This window comes from Leptospira selangorensis (assembly GCF_004769405.1).
GTDB lineage: Bacteria > Spirochaetota > Leptospiria > Leptospirales > Leptospiraceae > Leptospira_B > Leptospira_B selangorensis.
Genome location: NZ_RQES01000019.1, coordinates 566,424 through 587,818 on the forward strand (window position 1 = coordinate 566,424; position 21,395 = coordinate 587,818).

The following is a 21,395-nucleotide window of genomic DNA, read 5'->3' on the forward strand; positions in this document are numbered from 1 at the left end:
AAAAGAGAAACATTCCCGATCAGTAAAAATACTAGAACCGAACCGAGGACTTGCGAGAAACTACGGCCTTCCACGAAATTTAGTTGAATCTAACGCTTCCCCCTTGACAATCCTTTTCTAGATGCAATTCACCGGATTCGATTTTTATATCCAAACTCTATTGGATTGGGTATCCGGTCTGCCAAGCGCCCTGGTCTGGTTTTTTTTCGCATTTTCCAATTTTACTGAAAACGTTTTTCCTCCTTGGCCGGGAGATACTGTCACCGCATTCGGTGGGTTTTTACTCGCAAGAGGCGCCTTAAGTTTTTGGGAACTCGTCTCAAGTACATTAGTGGGAAATCTTGCAGGTGCCTGGGTCATGTATGCTTTCGGCCATAAGTTACTGGATTGGTTGAAGAATAAAAACTTCCCATTTAAATCCGAATTGTACAACGAAGAATCTATTCAAAAAACCTTGGATTGGTTTTCCAGAAATGGAGTGGTTGTAGTGATCTTCTCCAGATTCTCCGCAGGGATACGATTTTTCGTTTCTATAGTCGCCGGAATGGTGGATATGAGGCCCTTATTATTTTTCTCGGCATTCACATTAGCAGTCACCATTTGGTGTGGGATACTGATCTACGGTGGATTTTATCTAGGATCTCATTGGGAGAAGGTCCTGGAATTTTTAGCTCTATATAATAAAATTTTTACAGGCTTTTTCGTGACCGCAGTTCTTGGATTTATAATCTACAAAAAGTTTTTCGAAAGAAGAAAGGAAGCCTAGGCTTCCAAAACTTCTTTTAGGGTTTTTACAAACTTCTTATGAATTGATTCTGTTTCTTTAGGAAGTTCTAATTTTTTTGCAAGCTCCAGTAGAACATTCGGATCTATCACTTTTCCTTCGAACCATTGTCCTGCCATATCTCCCGAAATTTTTAAAACGGAAGAAAGATCTAAAATTTCTCTTTCTACCATTACAAGTGCAAAGCCTAAAGCGCCATCTGTAGGAATATAAGGCGCAATTCCTTCCGTCTTCCAAGGATCCAAACCGGTAGGAAGTGCACTTCTGACATTCCATTTCATTTCATCGGAAGGAGGCCCGAGTTCCGTTTTATTGATTAGAACCAATTGAACGGGATTGATATGTCCGTGGATCCTATGATTTTCTTCTGCAAGTTCTCGGATTAGTTTTGCATTATCTCGTGTAATCGCATCTCTTCCTAAAAAGTTCAGCTTATAAAGATAATCCTCCAATTCCTTACCTTGTAATGCTCCAGTCAGAATGAACTGGTACAAAATAAAGATCAGATAATCACTTTCAGTATTATCCCCAAGCAAAATTTCCTTGGAGTTTGTAGGAAGATATATCCTGTCCCTTAGAAGGATCGTAAGCTTATACGCCAACTGATCGAATAAACTTTGGAAAGAAGATCCGGCAAATTTACGAACTCTTTCCACTGCTCCCCAAAGGCCTTCTGTCAAAAATCTAGTAGGATGAGAAAGAGTGTCCCAAAACTTATCCACCATTCCTTTCAGGGTACCTTCTAAATACTTTAAGTGAAGTGATTCAGTTTTTACACCTTGTGTTCTGAATGTGGAGAGTAGGGTCCTTCTGAAAAAATGGGGACTAGCGGAAATAAAACAAAGAGGAGAATCAGTCGTAGCTTCTCTTAGTTCTTTGAATAATGTAGGCATACCAGGCAAAGGTAATTTCTGCTCAGGTGTTTCGAATAATGTGGAAATTTTTCCCTTATTGGAATGGATATCCGTAGCGAGATAGGTCTGGTCAATATCAGAAGTTGTTACGATCCCGGTATATTCTTCGGATAAAATACGCAAAGCCCCCATTCCGATCAGGCTTTGGGAGACTAACTCATGTTTGCCAGGAGTGTTTAAATAAGCCAGGTCTTTCCCAAACTGTCTGTACGAATCAGGTTTTAAGAAATGAATGTGAAATGTATAATTTCCAGGACTTAAAGGAAATGTAAACTCATGGAAAAAAAATCCACTTTCATCTCCTCTGATCTCAGGAGAACGATGTAATATTTTTCCGGACTGGTCTACAATTTCCGCGACAAGGATAGGCTTACGAACTGACTCGAGTCCGTAGTCTAAAAATGGAGTGATCTCTTTTTCTTGTCCTTGGAATAAGCCGGTGAGAAGGTCCCATTTTTTAGGATCCGTCATTTCTTCGCTGACGGAGATATCCACTACCTGGCCTCGGATATAATAACGGTTTTCTCTGCCGAGAGTTCCTCCGCAGATTGCGGCCCTACGTTTCTCGGTATTCTTGGAAATTTTGCGTTCTGTTTCTTCCGTCACAAGCTTGCAGGATTCCTTTTTAACATTTCGGGAAAGGAAAACTCTAACATGGGGCTTCTAAAGGGAAAGCAAAAATCCAATTTCTTTGTTTTCGAGAGAAAAGGTCCGCCTAGGATGGTCTTAGAATGGCGAGAGGGAAACATTCGGATCAGAACCGGAAAGGTCCCAAGTCGATTTATATCCGTAAAATGAGATATGAAGAGGCATATCGGCTCTTGGATCGGGAAATCCAAGCCGCATTCATGAAAGGGGAAACCCTGGTAGAAGTTGTACACGGGATAGGCGAAGGAGTTTTGAAAAAAATGACCGACGATTATATCCGAGCGCATTCCTTTCTTAAAATTTTAGAAGATGGGGGACTTCACCTGGCAAATAACCCTGGTTCCACACTTGTGGAGATCATGGGCCCATCCTCTGAAGATCTAAAAAAGTACTTAAAATAATGGGAAACACAAAACCTAAAGTCCAAATTCTGGATGTAACTCTCAGAGATGGGGAGCAGACCAGAGGTGTAAGTTTCTCCGCTTCCGAAAAACTAAATATCGCAAAATTTCTATTACAAAATCTGAAAGTAGATAGAGTAGAGATCGCATCCGCTAGAGTCTCTCAGGGAGAATTAGAAAGTGTGAGAGGGATCATGTCCTGGGCCGCTTCCGAAGGCCTGGAAAAAAGGATAGAGATCTTAGGATTCGTAGATTCTCACAAAAGTGTGGACTGGATCCTTGCTTCCGGAGCTAAAACATTAAATCTGCTCACAAAAGGTTCTCTCAAACATTTAGAAGGACAACTCAAAAAAACTCCAAAAGAACATTTCGAAGAAGTATCCGAAACCATCCAATACGCTAAGAAGAACGGCCTCGAAGTAAATATCTATTTAGAAGATTGGTCTAATGGCTATCTAAACAGCAAAGAATATGTTTTGGATTTTGTTTCTCATCTTTCTAAAGAACCGTTAGGCAAAATTTTCCTACCTGATACCCTGGGAGTTCTTTCTCCAGACGAAACATTCTCAGGAATTTCACTTCTTACCCAAAAACATCCGGAACTACATTTTGAGTTCCACGGACATAACGATTACGATCTTTCCGTAGCTAACTGCTTATTCGCAGTCAAAGCAGGAGCAAAAGGTTTACACGTTAGTGTAAATGGCCTGGGAGAAAGAGCAGGAAACTCTCCACTCGAAGCAGTGATAACAGCACTCCATGATAAAGTGGGAATATGTACTGATGTGGACGAAAAATCAATCTCTGAAGCAAGCCGCTTGGTAGAAGTATTCAGCGGAAAAAGGATCTCTGCAAACCGTCCTGTAGTGGGAGAAGATGTATTCACCCAAACTGCAGGAGTCCATGCAGACGGAGATAAAAAAGGGAATTTATACGCAAATCCAATCCTACCGGAACGTTTCGGCAGAAAAAGAAGTTATGCCCTAGGTAAACTTGCAGGAAAAGCAAGCATTTCCGAAAATCTAAAACAACTTGGTCTTGTACTTTCTCCAGAGATCGAAAAAAAGGTTTTAGAAAAGGTAATCGAACTAGGGGATCAAAATAAAAATATCACACCGGAAGATCTTCCATTTATCATCGCAGACGTTTCCGGAAATTCAAGTGTACAAGCGATCAAGATCACCGGATGTAAGATCAACTCAGGAATTGGGATCCGCCCGAAAGCAATTGTAGAATTAGAATATCATGGTACAAAATATTCTGAAGAAGGAGAAGGTGACGGAGGTTACGACGCATTCATGTCCGCACTGACTAGCATAGCTTCCAAAGCCGGCCTTTCTATTCCTAGACTCGTAGACTATGAGGTCCGAATTCCTCCCGGTGGAAAAACGGATGCACTCGTGGAAACAATGATTACCTGGAATAAAACACAGGAAAATCATGAAGAAGAAAATTTCAAAACTATGGGAATCCACTGCGACCAAACAGTAGCTGCGGTTTTAGCTACGGAAAAAATGCTGAACTTAATTCTTCCTACATGGCAAACTTAAAACTGATGATCGTTGGTCTGGGCAATCCAGGCCAAAAATATGAAAGAAACCGTCATAATATTGGCTTTCTGGTCTTGGATGATATCGCCAAAGATTGGGGAATAGACTTGAATCAGTCTTCTAAAGAAGCAAAAGGAAAACTAGACAGGGACGGAGTTTCTTACTATTTTCTAAAACCTTTGGAATATATGAATCTTTCCGGCAAGGCTGTCTCAGAACTATCTCGCAAAAACGGAATCCCTCCTGAAAACATTTTAGTCATTCATGACGAAGTAGATTTTCCATTTTCCAAACTCAAATTCAAACAGAGCGGTGGAAATGGCGGTCATAATGGGATCAAAGACATCTCCGAAAAATTAGGTTCACCTGATTTTTTTAGGCTCAGATTCGGAGTGGGAAAACCTGGGGATAGCGCACTCACAGCAGGACATGTTCTATCCAATTTTAACCAGGAAGAAATGAGTAAATTACCCGAATTATTCGACCAGGCAAAACAAAAAATAAAAGATTGGGTCCGGGAAAGACAGATCATTTTTTCGAAAGCCTCCGATAAATAAACTATCCCGGACAGGTAACTTCTCCGGGGATTTTCATCCGGAGAAACCTGTGAGCGAATACGCGGTCAAACTTCCCCAATTTCCTTCTGAAATCCTGAATTCTGCCGCTTCTCGTTTTTATGAATATCTGAGGGTTGAAAAAAATTATTCCCAAAACACTCTCAATGCTTATCTCCTAGACCTGAAATCATTTTTCGAATTTTGCCTACAAGAACAGATAGAAATCTACCAATTAGAATCAGTGGATGTTCGTTCTTATTTTGCGTTCCTTTCTAAAAACCAAGGTTTGGATAGAAGAACCCAAAGTAGAAAACTCTCCAGCCTTAGGACATTCTATAAAGTATTATTAAAAGATAATTTGGTTCCGGGAAATCCTATACTTTCAGTTAGTTTTCCTAAAACCAGAAAACAAGTCCCTAAAAATTTCAGGATAGAAGAAACCGAAAGTATCTTAGATTACGAATACGAGAATGAAAACGCGTCGGAGATCCTAAATATCAGAGATAAAGCGATCTTAGAAGTTTTATATTCATCGGGGCTCAGGGTTTTTGAGTTAGTCGATGCGACTCTAGTACAATTATCAGCGGATCATACTATCTTAAAGGTGCTTGGTAAAAGAAGAAAGGAAAGATACGTATATTTAGGAAAAGAAGCCATCAAAAGTCTAAATGAATACTTAGATGTGCGTCCTAGATTTCGTCCCAGATCTGATGAAATTTTTCTGAATCAAAAGGGAAATAAACTGACGACCAGAGGGGTTCGTTATATTTTGAACGAGAGAAGGAAAAGAATGGGATGGGACAAACCCATTACCCCCCATAAATTCCGTCACACGTTCGCAACGGACTTACTCGATGCCGGCGCAGATATCCGCGCAGTCCAAGAGCTTTTGGGGCATTCCTCTCTATCCACCACCCAGGTTTACCTGAGCGTGAGTAAGGAAAAGATCAAAGAGGTCTACCGAAAGGCTCACCCACATGCAAGACTCGATAAATCCAAATAAAATTCATGCAACCACGATACTCTGCGTTCGCAAAGGCGGAAAAGTAGCAATCGCAGGTGACGGACAAGTTTCTTTCGGAAACACCGTCATGAAGAATACCGCAAGAAAAGTTCGTAAACTTTATTCCGATAAAATTGTATCCGGCTTTGCCGGTTCCGCAGCCGACGCTTTTACATTATTCGAATTATTCGAAAAAAAAGTACAGGAATACGGAGGAAGTCTTTCCAGATCCGCGGTCGAACTTGCAAGAGAATGGAGATCTGATAGAGCTCTCAGAAGATTAGAAGCAATGTTAATCGTAGCTGATAAGGACGAATCTTTTTTAGTTTCCGGAACAGGAGACGTGATCTCTCCTGATGATGGAATTTTAGCGATTGGTTCTGGTGGAAATTATGCACTCTCCGCAGCAAGAGCTCTGTATAATCATACCAACTTGGAACCTTCTCAGATCGTAAAAGAAGCCATGAACATAGCAGCAGATATTTGTATATACACAAATCATAATATAATTGTAGAGGAAATCGGACAATGAGCGAATTCCTTCCCCAAACAAATGAAACTAAATTAGGGGATGATGAACTCACTCCCAGACAAATCGTTTCCAAACTAGACGAGCATATCATAGGACAGAAGAACGCCAAAAAAGCAGTGGCGATCGCTCTTAGAAATAGAACTAGACGCAGAAAACTAGATCCGGAATTAAGAGAAGAAATTTATCCTAAAAACATAATCATGATCGGCCCCACTGGAGTGGGGAAAACAGAGATCGCAAGAAGACTTTCCAAACTTTGCGGTGCACCTTTCTTAAAAGTAGAAAGTACAAAATTTACGGAAGTAGGTTATGTAGGACGAGATGTAGAAAGTATTATCAGAGATCTTGCAATGGTTTCTTTAAACCTAGTGAAACAAGAATTCAGAAAAGAAGTAGAAGCAAAAGCAAAGGAAAGAGCAGAAGAAGCTCTGTTGGATATCCTACTTCCATTTCCAGCCAAAACTTCGATCGCAGATCCTCATCCTCCTTCTATCGGCTTCTCCACAAACGAAGCGGACGAAGAAAGAGAGAAAAGATTTTTAGAAACCAGAGAGACTATGAGAAAGAAGCTCAAGTCTGGAAAATTAAACGAACAAATCATAGAGATAGATATTCCACAAGCAGGTCCGCAAGGACTTCCTATGTTACAAGTATTCGGTGCTGGTAATATGGAAGATCTAGACAATCATATCCAAAATGTTTTGGGCGATCTAATGCCTAAAAAACAAAAAAAGAGAAAATTACCGATCCCAGAAGCTCTCAAAATTTTAGAAGAAGCAGAAGCTGAAAAACTTTTAGATCCTGACAAGTTACAAAGAGAAGCCCAAAAGCGAGTAGAAGAAATGGGCATCGTATTCTTAGACGAGATCGACAAGATCGCAAGCAGAGAAGGAAGAGCAGGGGCTGACGTCTCTAGAGAAGGAGTACAAAGAGACTTACTTCCGATTGTAGAAGGTGCAACAGTAAATACAAAGATCGGCCCGATCGTAACAGATCATATTCTGTTTATCGCAGCAGGTGCATTCCATATGTCTAAACCTTCTGATCTTATCCCAGAATTACAGGGACGTTTTCCGATCCGAGTAGAACTCGAAAAATTATCCATGGAAGATTTTGAAAAGATCTTAACAGCTCCCAGATCTTCACTTGTAAAACAATACCAAGCATTACTCGAAACAGATGGGATCAAAATAGAGTTCGCACCGGATGGTATCAAAGAGATCGCTAAGATGGCCTATGACATGAACGAAAAACATGAAAACATAGGCGCTCGTAGATTAAATACAATCATGGAAAGACTATTAGAAGATCTTAGCTTCGAAGGCCCGGATCTACCGGAAAACCAAAGAAGTTTAACAATAGATCAAAAAGCAGTCGAGTCCAAACTCAAAGGGATCGTAGAAGATAAAGACCTAAGTCGTTATATCCTCTGAAGTCAGCTTTGTGTAAAAAACTCAGCGTCTTAAAACGCCATTTCGCGGAGTGCAGTTAAAGGATATCTCATATACACGGTAGTCGTTCTGCTACCGGATGTAATGGTCAGAAGATCTAAAGGATTCAGACCCATAGTATAATATCCTTCGTCGATCATAGCGATACCAAATCCCGCACTTTCTTTTTCGTCCAAAAACTCAGGGCGGAAAAAGTCAGCAGAATTTCCTTGGTCGAATAATTCTTTATGACGAATACGAGATTCTTCAATCCTGCCGAAATCCATATTATGGATCGGAGAATCGTTACGGATCCTGAAATTCAGTTCGTCCTTGGTGATCTTGATCTTAACAGAAATTCTCATTCTGTTTTTCTTCAGTTTAAAACGTATATCAGTTAGGAATTCTTTCTCTTCGTCTTTTAAGATCTGTTTTTTAGCACGGATCCTGTCCTCTAATTGAAGAATACTCTGGACCTGTTTTTTGATCTTATCCGGAACCACATATCGATGCATAGCATCACGAAGTGGAGACGTATCCATGATGATCTCAAGTAGTTCTTCCGCTTCTTCCTGAGTCTCGCCAAGCCTTTCTATTTTTTTCAGAAGTTCGTCTCTGAAAATAATATGGCGGATATTCCCTTTGATCGCGTTTAATAATGCCTCCATCAGCCCGCTGAAAAGATGAAATGCAGCGAGAGGGTTGGCACCGATCTCTTCTAAAAGACCGTTAACGAGTTCGGAAAGAATATCTCTAGTCGGTTTAGTCAGACCTTTGAGTTCTAAATGGAAGAATCTTCTCTGCTTGAGTTCTTCTATATTTTGGAGGATTTGAGCCCCTTTGAGGACAGATTTCTGGTTTGCCATAGGAGGGAACTTAGAAAATTTAGTACAGGTTGGCTTGTGGACTCTATACGGCAAGCTGGTTTTAGAAAGATGGCATCAAAAACCGAAGATTTCGAACTAATCACTCCTGACTTAGGAGATACCGACAAAATTGAACTAGTTCGATGGAATTTTCAGTTGGGAGATCAAATCATTGAAGGATCAGAAGTCTGCGAACTAGTCACAGACAAGGCTTCCTTTCCAATGGAATCTCCGATTAGCGGAATACTCGCGAGAATCGACAGAGAAAAAGGTTCCATCATCAAAAAAGGAGAAATTTTGGGAATGATCCGGAGGAAAGTTTCCGAGTGAAATTGGTCCATCTATCGGACCTTCATTTTCCCGTAGCACTACCTTTCATGACTTTGAAAGGAAAGATGATCCCGGGATATATGAACTATACCTTTCGGCGTATGAGAAAGTATCCGATCTCTCTTTGGGATGCAATTGTTCGAAAAGTAAAATCCATAAATCCGGATGCGATTATTATTTCCGGAGATATCACGAACATTTCTCATTTGAAAGAATACGAAGAAGCCTTAAAGATCCTAAATCCCGTGCTTGGTGACAAAACATTCATGGTCCCGGGAAATCATGATCGTTATACAGATATTGCAGCAGGTAAAAAAGGATCGGATCTCCCTTATTACGAAAAATTTTTCTCTCCTTGGATGGGAGATAGTATTCCTCTACAAAACGGATATCTTAGGATCAAAAAAATAGGAAAACTAGCGCTCGTTGGCTGGGACTCTAATATGCCGCTTTCCGTATTAAACGCGTACGGATACGTGGGGGAAGAGATAGTACATTCTACATTAGAATACTTGGAAAAAGAAAAACTGGATCAGTATATTCTAATCTGCCATCACCCCATCTGGAATCCTCCGGAACGCCAGGAAAGCTCCGGTCATAAAATGAAAAACAGGGAAGAAATCGCGGAACTTCTAAAAAAAAGGCCACCATTAGCCTATTTGCATGGTCATGTACATACGAACTGGGTTAAATATCCTGATCCACAAAAACCATACTATGTAATCAATTCCGCATCCAGTACCAGGATTTCAGACCAGAAACACCAAAGCGGTTTCCATTTGATGGAATGGAACGAAACAGAATTAAATATTAAAAGATTCTCTTTTTCTAATGAAGAAGGGGAATTCACAGAAACACAAACGATCTCATACCAAGAAAAGGAAACAAATGGCCGGTAAACTCCAACCAATCGACATCCAAAGGGAACTCACCAAGATCAAACACCCGGAGCTAAAAAAAGACATAGTGTCTCTCGGAATGATCGGTTCTCTTGAAATCGGAGAAGAAGAAACTAGTATCCTCGTCAAAACTCCTAGCCAGGACAGAAGGGTACAAATCGGATTAGAAGCACAGATCCGTCAGACACTTTCTAAAAAAGAAGGGGTCGGAAAAGTTAAGATCAAGTTCGAAGTAGATCCTAAGATGACCTTGGATGATTCCAATAAGATCCTTGGAGTCAAAAAGGTAATCGCGATCGGTTCCGGAAAAGGTGGAGTCGGAAAATCCACAGTCACAGTAAATCTTGCGTCTGCAGCAGCTGCATTGGGATACAAAGTGGGAGTGATGGATGCGGATATTTACGGACCTTCTATCGGAAAAATGTTCGGAGTCAACGGTAAAGTAGCACTCAAAGCAGAAGAAGATAAAATTTATCCGTTAGAAAAAGACGGACTGAAGATCATCTCTTTCTCTTTTTTAATAGAAGAGAAACAACCTGTAGTTTGGCGGGGTCCAATGTTAGGAAAGGCGGTAGAACAGTTTCTGTATGATATCGTCTGGGGAGAACTAGACTTCTTATTTATAGATCTTCCACCAGGAACAGGAGACGTACAATTATCTCTTGCTCAGCTCATAGATTTAGACGGCGCAATTTTGGTAACCACACCACAAACAGTAGCACTTTTAGATGCAAATAGAGCCGCATCTATGTTCCAACAAGTCAAAGTACCGATACTAGGTGTAGTGGAAAATATGAGTGAATTTGTGTGTCCAAATTGTGGACACTCTTCCGCGATTTTTTCCAAGGGCGGAGGTCAAAAATTAGCTGATTCTGCCGATACAAAATTCCTGGGAGGGGTCCCACTTACTATGGATGTAATGAGTGCTGGAGAAGCTGGAAAACCGCTGGTTTTTCAAGAACCAGACGGAATTATCGCAAAATCCTATAAAAACATACTCCAGAACCTGGCTGAAGAGATAAAAAAGTGGGAATAATACTCTGGGGCCAGTCAGTTAGTACAGAGGGAGGCACACCGTGAAGTTCGAAAAAGGTACAGAGAAGAATCCATCCGGAAACCTCATAGTATATTGCAACGTTGTTGGAGAAAACCCGCTATTTCCGGGCGGCAAAATTATCGCTTCCAACGTAGTGGTTAGTTTCCTCCGAATCGGGGAAAACTTTCCTGTTGTAACATTTCCTCCTGTCTCTCTAGACAGTTACGACGATCTGAAAAGGATCATCACAGATCATTACGACAAGTATGATGTGGTGAAGATCAAAGACTTCGAAATGCCTGCAGGCCAAGAGGATTCCAATTCTTATATCAAAGAAAGAATGGATCATTTTGAAAACGTTGTCATTCGATATGTAGAACTATGTAAGAACAGAGAAGGTGGATCTTTCCCTGTCCAAGAAAAAGAACCGGAAGGTGTTAGAGATTATCTGGATGCCTTAGCAAATCTATCTTTAAAAGTAAGACGCTCAAGCGGTATCGCGAGAGAAGCTTCTCTTCTTCATATGGAAAGATTGGTAGAAACTTTTTCTGGAAAACACCCAGAGTTCGATCTTCATAATTTCCGCAAGGCTTTGGAAGTTCCGGGCCAAACCGGAGAAGAGTTGGTTGGATTGTATCTTCAAAAGTTCAATGCCATCTCTTACGAAAGATACGAAGATGCTTCTGATCTAAATAAAAAGATCCAAGCATTAGAAGCAGTTTAGTCCGTTCAAAATTCGGGGCCTTCCGGTCCCGGATCTTTTCCTTTTAATCAATAATTCTTTATGGATTCCATCTAGGGTAGAGATCTATCTCTCTTCCTAAAAGCCTGAAAATCCTTGTGGCCATAAAATCTCCTAAGTCTTCCAAACTCTGAGGCATTTGGTAAAAACCGGGAGATGCAGGAGCAATGATCGCACCTGCATCATGCAGAGCTAACATATTCTCCAGATGGATTCGATTATATGGAGTTTCTCTAGGAACTAAGATAAGCTTTCTTCTTTCTTTTAAGGTTACGTCAGCCGCTCTTTCTATCAAATTTTCAGTGATCCCTGTGCGGATCGCTGCAACAGTTTTCATGGAGCAAGGAATTACCACCATCCCATCCCAAATATTAGAACCGGAAGCAATATCCGCACCTATATCTTCGAATTTTCTAAGATGAAATTTATGAACTTGTTTAGGATTCCATTTTTTACGCACAAACTCGAGGACATCTTCTCCTGTTTGCACATTTGTCTCATATTCTTCTTTAAACACTCGGATAGAAGCAGGACTTGGGACAAACCAGGTCTCTCCAGGAATTTCCATAAGTGCTTTTATAAATCTGGCAGCATAGATGGAGCCGCTTGCCCCCGCCATTGCAAGTACCAGTCTTAAAGGTTTTTCCTCGCTCATGTTAAAACCTGGAAAATAAAGAAACTAAACTAAGGCCCTTTTCCGCCAAAATCCCTAAAAAGATCACAAGAGATATCCAAGAATGGATCTGATAAAAACTAGGCGGGAAATTTCCGTCCTTATTTTCAGATGCAATTTTTTGTTCTCTAAACAATAAGTATGCTACAAATACCAAAAAGGCCCAGAAAGCACCATTAAACCCAGCATACCAAGCAGCTGTCGCTAAAAAGGAGACGGAAAGAACATGAGAAATTCTTGATATTATAAAAGAATTCTTTTCTCCAAAATAAACAGGAACAGAATGTAGTCCTTCTTTTTTATCGAATTCCCTATCTTGCAAGGCATATAAGATATCAAATCCGGCTAGATTAAAAGCAAGTCCTAAGGTCCAAAATCCTGCGATCCAGGAAAATTCCTCTCTAATAGCGATCCAAGTCGCAAGTGGCGCAAGACCTATCGTCAATCCCAGGTAAAAATGGCATAAAAAAGTAAAACGTTTTGTATAAGAATAAGTTAATAGAAGAAATAGGGTAGGAAAAGAAAGATAAAAGGAAAGAGGATTTAAAAACCAACTCCCTATAAAGAAAACAAGAGCTGATACAATGATAAATATCACTGCCATAAAATCCGAGATCTGACCACTCGGGATCTCTCTGTTTGCAGTCCTTGGATTTTTAGCGTCTATCTTACGATCTGCCCATCTATTAAATCCCATGGCGGCACTTCTTGCACCAACCATACAGACCAAGATCCAAATCAATTTTTGCCCCATTACAAGAAGAGATAGACTAGGCTCTTGTAAGATCGCGAGAACGAATGCGATCCCTGCAAATGGAAGAGCGAATAAAGTATGGGAGAATTTTATAAATCGACCGTATTTGCCTAGAGCAGCAATAGTATTGGAAGCCATCAGAGGAAGTCTTATAGAATACTGTTAGTTAGAAAGCAGATTTTTTAGAACCAAAACGAAAATGGATGATTTTTTGACCTCCCGAAGAAATCCTCGTATCTATGATCCAAAACGCGGATACCAAGCCAAATCCTAACATTTCTTCCGAGGAAATTGATTCTCTATTAACGGAGATAGTGTCTTCTACTGAACTACATTTTAAATGGTTAAATACTCTTTCTCTTTTGGAACATATCGGTTCTCGTAAAATCCACACTAGCCAATCAGGAGCGCTACTTTCCGAGATGGTGTTAAGACATGCTTCTGAAGAAGCAAGACATGCCGCGTATTTTAAAAAATTAGCATTAAAAGTAAAACCGGACGGGACTCAAAACTTCGAAAAGGATTCTTTACTCTGCGGTTTTTCCGCAGTTTCCTATTTCCAAAAATTGGATCTTTCAGTAGAGAGATCTTTTGGAACGGAAAACTTTCCTAAACATACTAAATCTTTCCTTTGTTATCTATATGTTACAAAATTAATAGAAGAAAGAGCGGGTTTGGTTTACGAAACCTATGACCAAATTTTGGATCAAAAGAATGCCGGAATATCCGTAAAAGGTATCATCAAGGAAGAAGAATCACATCTTTCCGAAATGGATTCCCAACTTTCCAAAATGGATCCTAAATTCGAATCCAGAACATTAGAATTTAGGGAAAAAGAACAAAAACTTTTCCAAAAGTACTTTCAAAATTTAAGAAAAGAAGTTTTTCAATACTCTTTAAGCAAATGAATTTTCCCCCGAAATTCGAAATCAAAAAACTAGGCGCTCTGATTGTTTTAGTCGGCCTAGTGATTTTAGGACCTTCTTTACAAACCCAATCTTCTCCATCGGAAAGAAAAGATTCTCCAATCGGACTCGTAGTCTACTGTCCTCAGCAATCAGAGAAAGAAACTCCATTTGATTTCGAACGAACCTTGGGTCTTTGGTATAAAAGATACAAACAACAAAAGATCCAAGAAGGCGGAGGGGCTATTCTACTCGTTTCTGCACCTTTTCTGCCTAAAACTTCGGACGAAATCGAAAGACTGAAAAAAAGCCTAGGTGCAGAGATCATATTCACCGGTCACCATTCAGTTCTTCCTAAAAAAGAAATTCCAAAACCCTCTAATAAAAAAGTAAAAAAGAAGAAGTTACTAAAACAAGAAGAGAAGTCTTCCGTTACTAAAAAGAAAGTAACTTCTAAGAAAAAAGGTAAGAAGAAGGCATCTAAACTTTCCGCTAAAAAACAACCGGTAATCCCACCAGGGATTTTAATGGTAAAGGAAGAAGCAGGATTAAACTTTGTATTCTATTCTCCTTCTATAGAATCGTTACAAGAAGATGAAAAAAATCAATCTAGTTGGATGACAGACTTCAAGGCCCAGTTCTCTAAAACATTCGAATCTCAAATATTCCATTTTTTACTCGCCCAAGATCCGAGTGAAAAACCGAAAGAAGATCTGAATCCAATTGCGGAAGGATTGTCCAATTTTAAAAAAGAACTTTCGGATACTCTTCCTTCTATCGTTCTTCTATCTTCTCCAAGAGCTTTGCGTTTTTTTAATGGAGAATATAGCTTTGGATGTGGAGCAACCCCTGATTCTTTAAAGATCACCGTTTTAGAGTTATTTTTTAGGAACGGAAGAATGATCAGGATTAACGAAGAAGTCCAGACCTTAAATTCCAAAGAATCAAACAAGTCCTGGATCTTAGAATAAAAACTTCTTATTTCAGGCTATAAATCTAAACGAATTTACAGATTCTCTTTCTTCCAAAAATTGACTGTATGAGCTTGAATTGCGGAATCGTAGGACTTCCAAACGTAGGAAAATCAACCATATTTAACGCATTGACCAAGGCCGGTGCCGAAATGCAAAACTATCCGTTTTGTACAATCGAACCGAACAAGGGAATTGTAGAAGTTCCGGACGTAAGACTGGACAGGCTCGTAGAACTTTATAAACCCCAAAAGAAAGTTCCTGCAATCATGGAATTCGTGGATATTGCAGGACTTGTAAAAGGTGCAAGCCAAGGGGAAGGTCTTGGAAATAAATTTCTTTCTCATATTAGAGAAGTGGATGCGATCTGCCATGTGGTACGTGCATTCGAAGACGAGAATATCACTCATGTTCACGGCAAAATTGATCCGGTAGAAGATGCGCAAGTAGTTACAATGGAACTTATTTTTGCGGATTTAGAATCCGTAGAAAAGCAGTACCAAAAAATTTCCAGAAATGCGAAAGCGGGAAATAAAGAAGCTCAAGAAGCTACGGCAGTTTTAGATAAGATCATGGCGGTTCTAAAAGAAGGGAAACCGGCAAGACTTGCAGATATCAAACCGGAAGAACAAAAATTAGTCAAAACATTCAACCTGATCACTTCCAAGCCTGTTCTGTACGTAGCGAATATTACAGATAAAGCTGCGATCGCTAAAGAAAATCCGATCGTAGAATCGGTTAAAAAAATGGCCCAAGCGGAAGGAGCAGAAGTAGTCACTCTCTGCGGAAAATTCGAAGAAGAAATTTCAGGCCTAAGCAAAGAAGAACAGTTAGAATTCTTAAGCGAGATAGGAGAAACAAGCAGCGGGTTGGACAGAATGATCCAAGCTGCTTATAAACTTTTGGGACTTGTAACATTCTTCACAGCGGGAGAAGTTGAAGCGAGAGCCTGGACCACCGGTGTGGGAAGCACAGGGCCGATCGCTGCATCCGTAATCCATTCAGACTTCGAAAAGGGATTCGTTCGCGCGGAAGTAATGAAGTTCGAAGATCTAGATAGAACTGGAAGCCCGAACAAAGTAAAAGAAGAAGGTAAATTAAAGATAGAAGGAAAGGAATATATCGTCCAAGACGGAGATGTTATTTTCTTTAGGGTAAACGCTTAAGCACGTTTGCCGTTACTTTCTTTACGATAAGAATTTGGATTAGTTCCAGTTAACTTTTTGAATTCTAGATAGAACGCTGATCTGGAACTAAATCCTGCCTTCGCACCTATCTCAGTTGTATTCTCATCCGGAAATTCATTCAATAATATCTTAGCTTCTTCGACCCTGTACTGATTGATTAAAGACGGGAAATTGGTTTTGAACTCGGTGTTGATTAACTCGGAAAGTTGGTGGATAGTAATCCCAAGTTCTTTGGCCATATGTTCTTCTTTTAAAGACTTGGTTAGATAAATTTTTTCCTTTTCCAATAAAGATTCTATCTTAAGCACAAAATCTTTCACATCCAAAGAAGAAAGATGGGTTTTACGATTGGAACCTTCTTCTTCTTTTCTTCTCAATATTTCTCTGGATAATAATGATACAAATACTGTTAAAGGAGGAAGGTAGTACAATACTCCAAACACGGCCATTCTATTATAAGGATAAAAGTCGAAATGAAAAATTGTCTTATATAGATCTAGAAGAAGAAAAACCCCCCAAACGGAGATAAAGAACATTTCATAGACAGTATTATTCCTGATGGAAGAAATATGAGTTTTTCCAAAATAGAATAACATACATCCGTAATTGAGTACTAAAACCAAGATCCGATGATCATACCAGAATTGGTAAAGTGGAATGAGAGGATATAATATCCCCGCAAAACAGACCAACCAGAAGAATGGAGACCTATAAACCACACCTGAATTTTCCTTATTCCAAGCGGCCAAATAGAAGAAGAAGACTATATGTGTGATCCCCAAAAATAGGAAATAATTATGACGGAATAGGTTATTTTCATTTCCTACGATAGATGCGAATTCTTTTCCATGTAGAAAATAAAGTGTGGCTGCTACTGCGGTTAAGTGTAAAGGCAGGGCCAGAAACAAAATTTTTCTGGATTTAAAATACAGATATAAATTATAACCAAACGCCAAAAACAACACGAATCCTACGCTTAAAAATAGGACTGACCTTAATCTTACGATTACCATATAATCATCTTCTGATAATAATCGAACCGGATAATTGATGTCCTCATTGGACAAAACATAAAGGTAGAAGGTCCGCTCTTCCTTAGGCTCCAAACGAATATTGAAATGGGGAAGTGGAGAAATAAAATCGTTCCAAATAGGATCTAGATCGTAACCCGCAAATCCTGCCTCGAAATTTCCTTTGGAATCTACGGAACAAAGTTCTGCGTCCGGAACATTTAACCAAAGTAGGGCCAAGGTTCTGTGAAGTTGTTCTTTTCCATCATTTGCGAGCCTGAATCTGAGCCAATTTCCGGATTGGCTTCTTTTTAAACGGAGTACATTCCCTGTATTATGATGCCATTCCAATTGATGAAGAGAAGAGATTGTTTCGGGCTTACAATGTCGGAACTGATACCCTCTGTATCTATATTCCATTTTTGAACTAATGTTTTCCACAGGAGAAGAAGGGGTCAGTCGAATTACATCTGCAGACGGAAGGATCGGTGCTGCACTTAAATTTGCTCCAGTAGCACCCAAAAAGAATAGAATCAGAAATCGAAAATGGATATTAGAAAGGAAGGAATTTCGGATCCTATAACTGGATTGTTTCATTTAAGCCTAATACCAGTGAATCCCTTTCCAGGTAGGATACCAGGTATTTTTCCTCAGTCATCCCATTTTTTACCAAAAATAATACTTAGGTCGAGTTTAGTTCAAAATTATAAGAAATTCCAAAAACCTAAACTCACATATCTAAATTTATAATCTTGGAATTTTTGAATTCTCAGATTTAGGCAAATCTCCCGCGACAATAAGTAAGCGGAAAGAAGAAGAATTTTGAATCCCATTTTATAAGATTTCCAAAGAAAGAGTAACCATATCTCCTTTTGCAAAATAGCCCTAAAGTATGATGTCAGGCTGTCATTATCCATTCAAAATCCAAATGTTCTGCTGATAATTTAAGCACAAAAAGTTCAATGGTTTAAATCTTAGAAAATTTTTACTAAATCAGAATTTTTTAGTGTCCAATTTTATAAGTTTGGAAGGTCTTGTATTATATAAGTTCGTCCTCTATTAAGGATTAGAACAAAAAAGTCGGGAAACCTGGACACAAAACCCGAGGAGAAAAACCAAATGGCAGATTCGGCGATTATACAGAACATACTTAACCCACCGGTACTGTTCTTCTTTTTAGGAATGGGAGTCATCATCTTCAAATCGGATTTGGTGATCCCGGAAGCTCTATCGAAATTCTTTTCGATGTATTTACTATTCGCAATCGGATTCAAGGGAGGACATGAGCTTTATAAAACCCCTTTTAGCTCCGAGCATGCATTAACTCTATTAGCATGTAGCATAATGGCAACCTTGGTTCCGATCTACGCGTATTTTATTCTCAAGACCAAATTAGAGAAACATAACGCCGCTGCCTTGGCCGGATCGTTCGGATCTATTAGTGCTGTAACATTCGTAACTGCAGGCGCATATCTTCATAACCTGAATATCGAATACGGTGGTTTTATCGTAGCTGGTATGGCTCTTATGGAATCTCCTGCGATCGTAATCGCAGTTATCTTGGACAGACTTTCTAAGAATAAAGCAAACGGCGGAGGATCCATCAACTGGAAGGCTCTTCTTCATGAAGCATTATTCGGATCTTCTATCTATCTATTAGTAGGCGCTTTGATCGTAGGTTACTTGACTGGAGACAGCGGCTGGAATGCTGAGAAACCGTTTACAGAGGACTTATTTAAAGGAATCCTAACATTCTTCCTATTAGATATGGGAATCTCCGCAGCAAAAAGATTTAAAGAACTTACTCACGTTGGTTTCTTCCTGATCGCTGCCGCAATCCTGTTAATGGTGATCAATGCGAGTATAGGACTGCTTCTCACTAAGGCAATACATATGCCGGAAGGAGATGCATTGATGTTCGTAGTTCTTTGCGCTTCCGCTTCTTATATCGCGGTTCCTGCAGCAATGAAGGATATGATCCCGGAAGCAAATCCGAGTATCTATCTTACAGTGGCATTATCTATCGTATTCCCGATCAATATCATCCTCGGGATCCCATTGTATCACTACTTAGTTAAAGCTATCATGTAGGGTATTTTTTCCCCTCCGGGAGTTTCTCTCGGAGGGTTTATTTTTATTTAATATAAAAAAACGTAAAATTCTTTGGACAATCCCAGAAACCTGGGATTTTTGTATCCGTTTTTAAATATTAGAAGTAAATTCTAATATTTGGGACAAATAAAACACGGAGAACCATATGAAAATGTTTCGATTCTTTAGAACAATCCACCAAATCCAATCGATTGGTAAATTCAGTTTAATTCTACTATTTTTAACCGTTGGTTCCCCGAGCATATTTGCTCAAGCAGCCAATAAAGGAACCGTAACAGCGGAACCTAGCCCAACACCGGTCACTGCGACTCCTCAAAAGTCCGCAGCAGAGGAAGAGGATAGTTATGTTTCTCCAATGAAATCCGGCGGCCTAACTCCAGATTTCACGAGAAGTACATTCTTCGAGCCTGAATTGGGAAAAAAAGTCGCAAACCATAAAAAGGCGTGGCTGAACGACTGGATCAGAATAGGAGCGTATGTTCGTCCTAGATATGAGGATAGATATAACCTAGCATTCGATAAATCGAATAAAGGTTATACTTCCAGAGCGATGCAAACCTCTCAGGTCTTCTTCATCATCGATCCTAGTCCTTATTTTTCTGCAAAAGTTACTTTCCAAGACGCAAGAGTCTGGGGAGGAGAAACTCCAGCGAGCGTGGGTGATGTTCGTGCGAATGTTTTTGACGGAGCAGGAGCAACAACGACGAGTAACCCTGCAGCTGGCGGCACGGGAACTACCATACCGAGCCAAACCACCATCCGAGAAGCTTTCATTCTTTTGAAAAAACTTCCTTTGGATGCTAAGGTCCAACTAGGTAGACAAATTTTAGCATACGGTGACCAGAGATTACTAGGCGGTGCCAACTGGACAATGAACGGTCTGTCTTATGACGGAGCTCGTATCATGTTCGATCAGGACAATTATAAGATCCACTTCTTCGGAACTAAAATTGCTGCCAACCAGAACGGTGTGAATGGAGTGGTTTCGGCTAATGCACCTATTAGCGTCACAGACCCAGTCACCAAAAAAACAACTGTAGTAAATCCAGGACAACCTGATCAGTACATCGTAGGTACCTATAACTCCGTAACTGCAAAAGATTGGTTCACTCTAGATGTTTATTCCATCGGGCTTTTGACAAAAAAGACTGCGATTGCAGGAGCTAAATCAGATTTAGATCTTTATAATAACTCTTGGACAAAACAACAAAGTGATCTGATCACAACTGGTTTCAGGATCACTAACAGAACCGCGAATAATAATCTTCCAAAAGATGGATTCTGGGGAGCTTTAGATTGGGCGATTGAAAGTGCATGGCAGACTGGAGCCACAGGAGAAAGATCTGTAAAAGATCCTCTTTTGAATTCTTATGTGCAACAAAACGTGGCTGGACTCGCTACTTCTAATTACGGTACCCAAGCACAAAAATATTCGGGCTCTATGCATGTTTTCCAAACTGGTTATACTTTCTTCGAAAAATTTAGAGCCGGTTTCCAATATACTTACGCTTCCGGGGACAGAAACCGCACGGATGGAAGTAATGGGACCTTCCAGACTCTTACAAACCCGCGATTCGGAGTATTTCCTTATTGGAATAACGTCTCAGGTCTGTCAGAAAATATTGATACTAAAAACTTAAGTTCTTATAATCTCAATTTTTCCTATAAGACTGACCATTACGGAACATTCTATGCTGCTTATATCATCAATAATAAGGTCCAGACACAGGATGCTTGGTACGCGATCAACGGTTCCGCAAATACCGGAGCTTCTACTGAAAGTAATGGTGTAGGGCAAAATGTGATCACTGTAGGTGGAACTGGTAAAAATCTCTACAACGAGTTCGACTTAACTTGGATGTACGTTTTAAACGATTACGTTTCGATCTGGATTGGTGGTGGTATCTTGACTGCGGGCAATGCTGTTAAGAATCAGAGAAACGCTCTCTATCATTATAATCTTCAGGCCACGTCAACAGAAACCGCAGGCCTTCATTTGAACACAGGAGTTGCGACAGGAGCGAACGGAACAGCCTCTATGGCTCATATGTTCTTCTTCCAAGTAAACGCAGGCTTCTAAAAAAGGAACAC

At 40.0% G+C, this 21,395-nt stretch carries 21 protein-coding genes; 16 read left to right on the forward strand and 5 right to left on the reverse strand.

Annotated features, from left to right (window positions below; translation table 11 throughout):
- Positions 1-121: 121 nt before the first annotated feature.
- Entirely contained in the window at positions 122-766 is a 645-nt protein-coding gene (locus tag EHO58_RS17765; RefSeq protein WP_135680802.1) for a DedA family protein, read from the forward strand.
- Here EHO58_RS17765 and EHO58_RS17770 read toward each other — a convergent pair.
- Positions 763-2,304 carry a phosphatase domain-containing protein gene (locus tag EHO58_RS17770; protein ID WP_135680803.1) on the reverse strand — a complete coding sequence of 514 codons (1,542 nt, stop codon included), beginning with the start codon at positions 2,302-2,304 and terminating at the stop codon, positions 763-765. The two genes, EHO58_RS17765 and EHO58_RS17770, sit on opposite strands and share 4 nt — an antisense overlap.
- 125 nt (positions 2,305-2,429) lie before the next feature.
- Between EHO58_RS17770 and EHO58_RS17775 the strand changes: the two genes are divergently transcribed.
- Genes EHO58_RS17775 through hslU form a run of 6 tightly spaced genes read left to right on the forward strand, consistent with a single transcriptional unit; the run spans position 2,430 to position 7,822 of the window.
- A complete protein-coding gene (locus tag EHO58_RS17775) occupies positions 2,430-2,747 on the forward strand; it encodes a Smr/MutS family protein (RefSeq protein WP_135680804.1) in 318 nt (105 codons plus the stop codon).
- Positions 2,747-4,297, forward strand: coding sequence for a (R)-citramalate synthase CimA (gene cimA, locus EHO58_RS17780; protein ID WP_135680805.1), 1,551 nt, complete (start codon positions 2,747-2,749; stop codon positions 4,295-4,297). The genes EHO58_RS17775 and cimA overlap by 1 nt, the downstream gene beginning before the upstream one ends.
- A complete protein-coding gene (gene pth / locus EHO58_RS17785) occupies positions 4,285-4,854 on the forward strand; it encodes an aminoacyl-tRNA hydrolase (RefSeq protein ID WP_135680806.1) in 570 nt (189 codons plus the stop codon). The genes cimA and pth overlap by 13 nt, the downstream gene beginning before the upstream one ends.
- 49 nt (positions 4,855-4,903) lie before the next feature.
- Entirely contained in the window at positions 4,904-5,857 is a 954-nt protein-coding gene (locus EHO58_RS17790) for a tyrosine recombinase XerC (protein WP_100724028.1), read from the forward strand.
- Positions 5,832-6,389: an ATP-dependent protease subunit HslV gene (gene hslV, locus EHO58_RS17795; RefSeq protein ID WP_423789952.1), complete on the forward strand. Its 558-nt coding sequence runs from the start codon at positions 5,832-5,834 to the stop codon at positions 6,387-6,389. Before EHO58_RS17790 ends, hslV begins: the two co-directional genes overlap by 26 nt.
- Positions 6,386-7,822 carry an ATP-dependent protease ATPase subunit HslU gene (gene hslU / locus EHO58_RS17800; RefSeq protein WP_135680807.1) on the forward strand — a complete coding sequence of 479 codons (1,437 nt, stop codon included), beginning with the start codon at positions 6,386-6,388 and terminating at the stop codon, positions 7,820-7,822. Before hslV ends, hslU begins: the two co-directional genes overlap by 4 nt.
- Before the next feature lie 29 nt (positions 7,823-7,851).
- Here hslU and EHO58_RS17805 read toward each other — a convergent pair whose 3' ends face one another.
- Positions 7,852-8,685 carry a hypothetical protein gene (locus EHO58_RS17805; protein ID WP_086448665.1) on the reverse strand — a complete coding sequence of 278 codons (834 nt, stop codon included), beginning with the start codon at positions 8,683-8,685 and terminating at the stop codon, positions 7,852-7,854.
- 69 nt (positions 8,686-8,754) lie between these two features.
- On the opposite strand from EHO58_RS17805, the gene EHO58_RS17810 reads away from it, so the two are divergent.
- Genes EHO58_RS17810 through EHO58_RS17825 form a run of 4 tightly spaced genes read left to right on the forward strand, consistent with a single transcriptional unit; the run spans position 8,755 to position 11,674 of the window.
- A complete protein-coding gene (locus tag EHO58_RS17810) occupies positions 8,755-9,015 on the forward strand; it encodes a lipoyl domain-containing protein (protein ID WP_135680808.1) in 261 nt (86 codons plus the stop codon).
- Positions 9,012-9,914 carry a metallophosphoesterase family protein gene (locus EHO58_RS17815; RefSeq protein WP_135680809.1) on the forward strand — a complete coding sequence of 301 codons (903 nt, stop codon included), beginning with the start codon at positions 9,012-9,014 and terminating at the stop codon, positions 9,912-9,914. Before EHO58_RS17810 ends, EHO58_RS17815 begins: the two co-directional genes overlap by 4 nt.
- The gene (locus tag EHO58_RS17820; RefSeq protein WP_135627515.1) at positions 9,904-10,950 is read left to right on the forward strand and encodes an Mrp/NBP35 family ATP-binding protein; all 1,047 of its coding nucleotides are present in this window, start codon (positions 9,904-9,906) and stop codon (positions 10,948-10,950) included. The genes EHO58_RS17815 and EHO58_RS17820 overlap by 11 nt, the downstream gene beginning before the upstream one ends.
- A gap of 40 nt (positions 10,951-10,990) precedes the next feature.
- Complete coding sequence (locus EHO58_RS17825; RefSeq protein ID WP_100705796.1) at positions 10,991-11,674, forward strand: hypothetical protein; 684 nt, start codon at positions 10,991-10,993, stop codon at positions 11,672-11,674.
- Positions 11,675-11,732: 58 nt separating this feature from the next.
- Here the strand turns inward: EHO58_RS17825 and EHO58_RS17830 are convergent, their stop codons facing one another.
- Both EHO58_RS17830 and EHO58_RS17835 read right to left on the reverse strand, forming a co-directional pair.
- Complete coding sequence (locus EHO58_RS17830; RefSeq protein WP_135680810.1) at positions 11,733-12,347, reverse strand: UbiX family flavin prenyltransferase; 615 nt, start codon at positions 12,345-12,347, stop codon at positions 11,733-11,735.
- Position 12,348: 1 nt separating this feature from the next.
- Positions 12,349-13,257: a UbiA-like polyprenyltransferase gene (locus EHO58_RS17835; RefSeq protein WP_135680811.1), complete on the reverse strand. Its 909-nt coding sequence runs from the start codon at positions 13,255-13,257 to the stop codon at positions 12,349-12,351.
- Positions 13,258-13,358: 101 nt separating this feature from the next.
- On the opposite strand from EHO58_RS17835, the gene EHO58_RS17840 reads away from it, so the two are divergent.
- The 3 genes from EHO58_RS17840 to ychF all read left to right on the forward strand — a co-directional run bounded on the left by EHO58_RS17840 (position 13,359) and on the right by ychF (position 16,161).
- Complete coding sequence (locus tag EHO58_RS17840) at positions 13,359-14,027, forward strand: hypothetical protein (protein ID WP_135680812.1); 669 nt, start codon at positions 13,359-13,361, stop codon at positions 14,025-14,027.
- On the forward strand, positions 14,024-14,995 hold the full coding sequence (locus tag EHO58_RS17845; RefSeq protein ID WP_135680813.1) for a hypothetical protein: 972 nt from the start codon (positions 14,024-14,026) through the stop codon (positions 14,993-14,995). Before EHO58_RS17840 ends, EHO58_RS17845 begins: the two co-directional genes overlap by 4 nt.
- 68 nt (positions 14,996-15,063) lie before the next feature.
- Complete coding sequence (gene ychF, locus EHO58_RS17850; RefSeq protein ID WP_135627520.1) at positions 15,064-16,161, forward strand: redox-regulated ATPase YchF; 1,098 nt, start codon at positions 15,064-15,066, stop codon at positions 16,159-16,161.
- On the opposite strand, the gene EHO58_RS17855 is transcribed toward ychF, so the two are convergent.
- On the reverse strand, positions 16,158-17,789 hold the full coding sequence (locus tag EHO58_RS17855) for a helix-turn-helix domain-containing protein (protein WP_135680814.1): 1,632 nt from the start codon (positions 17,787-17,789) through the stop codon (positions 16,158-16,160). The genes ychF and EHO58_RS17855 overlap by 4 nt on opposite strands.
- Positions 17,790-18,311: 522 nt before the next feature.
- Here EHO58_RS17855 and EHO58_RS17860 point away from each other — a divergent pair.
- Together EHO58_RS17860 and EHO58_RS17865 are read left to right on the forward strand one after the other, a co-directional pair.
- Positions 18,312-19,283, forward strand: coding sequence for a sodium-dependent bicarbonate transport family permease (locus EHO58_RS17860; RefSeq protein ID WP_135627522.1), 972 nt, complete (start codon positions 18,312-18,314; stop codon positions 19,281-19,283).
- 172 nt (positions 19,284-19,455) lie between these two features.
- Complete coding sequence (locus EHO58_RS17865) at positions 19,456-21,384, forward strand: alginate export family protein (protein WP_425269462.1); 1,929 nt, start codon at positions 19,456-19,458, stop codon at positions 21,382-21,384.
- The last annotated feature ends 11 nt before the right edge of the window (positions 21,385-21,395 follow it).

Bases quoted from the DNA above. Each gene is read 5' to 3' on its own strand.
- EHO58_RS17765 (WP_135680802.1), top strand. From the start codon at position 122: ATGCAATTCACCGGATTCGATTTTTATATCCAAACTCTATTGGATTGG.
- EHO58_RS17775 (WP_135680804.1), top strand. From the start codon at position 2,430: ATGGCGAGAGGGAAACATTCGGATCAGAACCGGAAAGGTCCCAAGTCG.
- cimA (WP_135680805.1), top strand. From the start codon at position 2,747: ATGGGAAACACAAAACCTAAAGTCCAAATTCTGGATGTAACTCTCAGA.
- pth (WP_135680806.1), top strand. From the start codon at position 4,285: ATGGCAAACTTAAAACTGATGATCGTTGGTCTGGGCAATCCAGGCCAA.
- hslV (WP_423789952.1), top strand. From the start codon at position 5,832: ATGCAAGACTCGATAAATCCAAATAAAATTCATGCAACCACGATACTC.
- hslU (WP_135680807.1), top strand. From the start codon at position 6,386: ATGAGCGAATTCCTTCCCCAAACAAATGAAACTAAATTAGGGGATGAT.
- EHO58_RS17805 (WP_086448665.1), bottom strand. From the start codon at position 8,685: ATGGCAAACCAGAAATCTGTCCTCAAAGGGGCTCAAATCCTCCAAAAT.
- EHO58_RS17810 (WP_135680808.1), top strand. From the start codon at position 8,755: ATGGCATCAAAAACCGAAGATTTCGAACTAATCACTCCTGACTTAGGA.
- EHO58_RS17820 (WP_135627515.1), top strand. From the start codon at position 9,904: ATGGCCGGTAAACTCCAACCAATCGACATCCAAAGGGAACTCACCAAG.
- EHO58_RS17830 (WP_135680810.1), bottom strand. From the start codon at position 12,347: ATGAGCGAGGAAAAACCTTTAAGACTGGTACTTGCAATGGCGGGGGCA.
- EHO58_RS17835 (WP_135680811.1), bottom strand. From the start codon at position 13,257: ATGGCTTCCAATACTATTGCTGCTCTAGGCAAATACGGTCGATTTATA.
- EHO58_RS17840 (WP_135680812.1), top strand. From the start codon at position 13,359: ATGATCCAAAACGCGGATACCAAGCCAAATCCTAACATTTCTTCCGAG.
- EHO58_RS17845 (WP_135680813.1), top strand. From the start codon at position 14,024: ATGAATTTTCCCCCGAAATTCGAAATCAAAAAACTAGGCGCTCTGATT.
- ychF (WP_135627520.1), top strand. From the start codon at position 15,064: ATGAGCTTGAATTGCGGAATCGTAGGACTTCCAAACGTAGGAAAATCA.
- EHO58_RS17855 (WP_135680814.1), bottom strand. From the start codon at position 17,789: ATGAAACAATCCAGTTATAGGATCCGAAATTCCTTCCTTTCTAATATC.
- EHO58_RS17860 (WP_135627522.1), top strand. From the start codon at position 18,312: ATGGCAGATTCGGCGATTATACAGAACATACTTAACCCACCGGTACTG.
- EHO58_RS17865 (WP_425269462.1), top strand. From the start codon at position 19,456: ATGTTTCGATTCTTTAGAACAATCCACCAAATCCAATCGATTGGTAAA.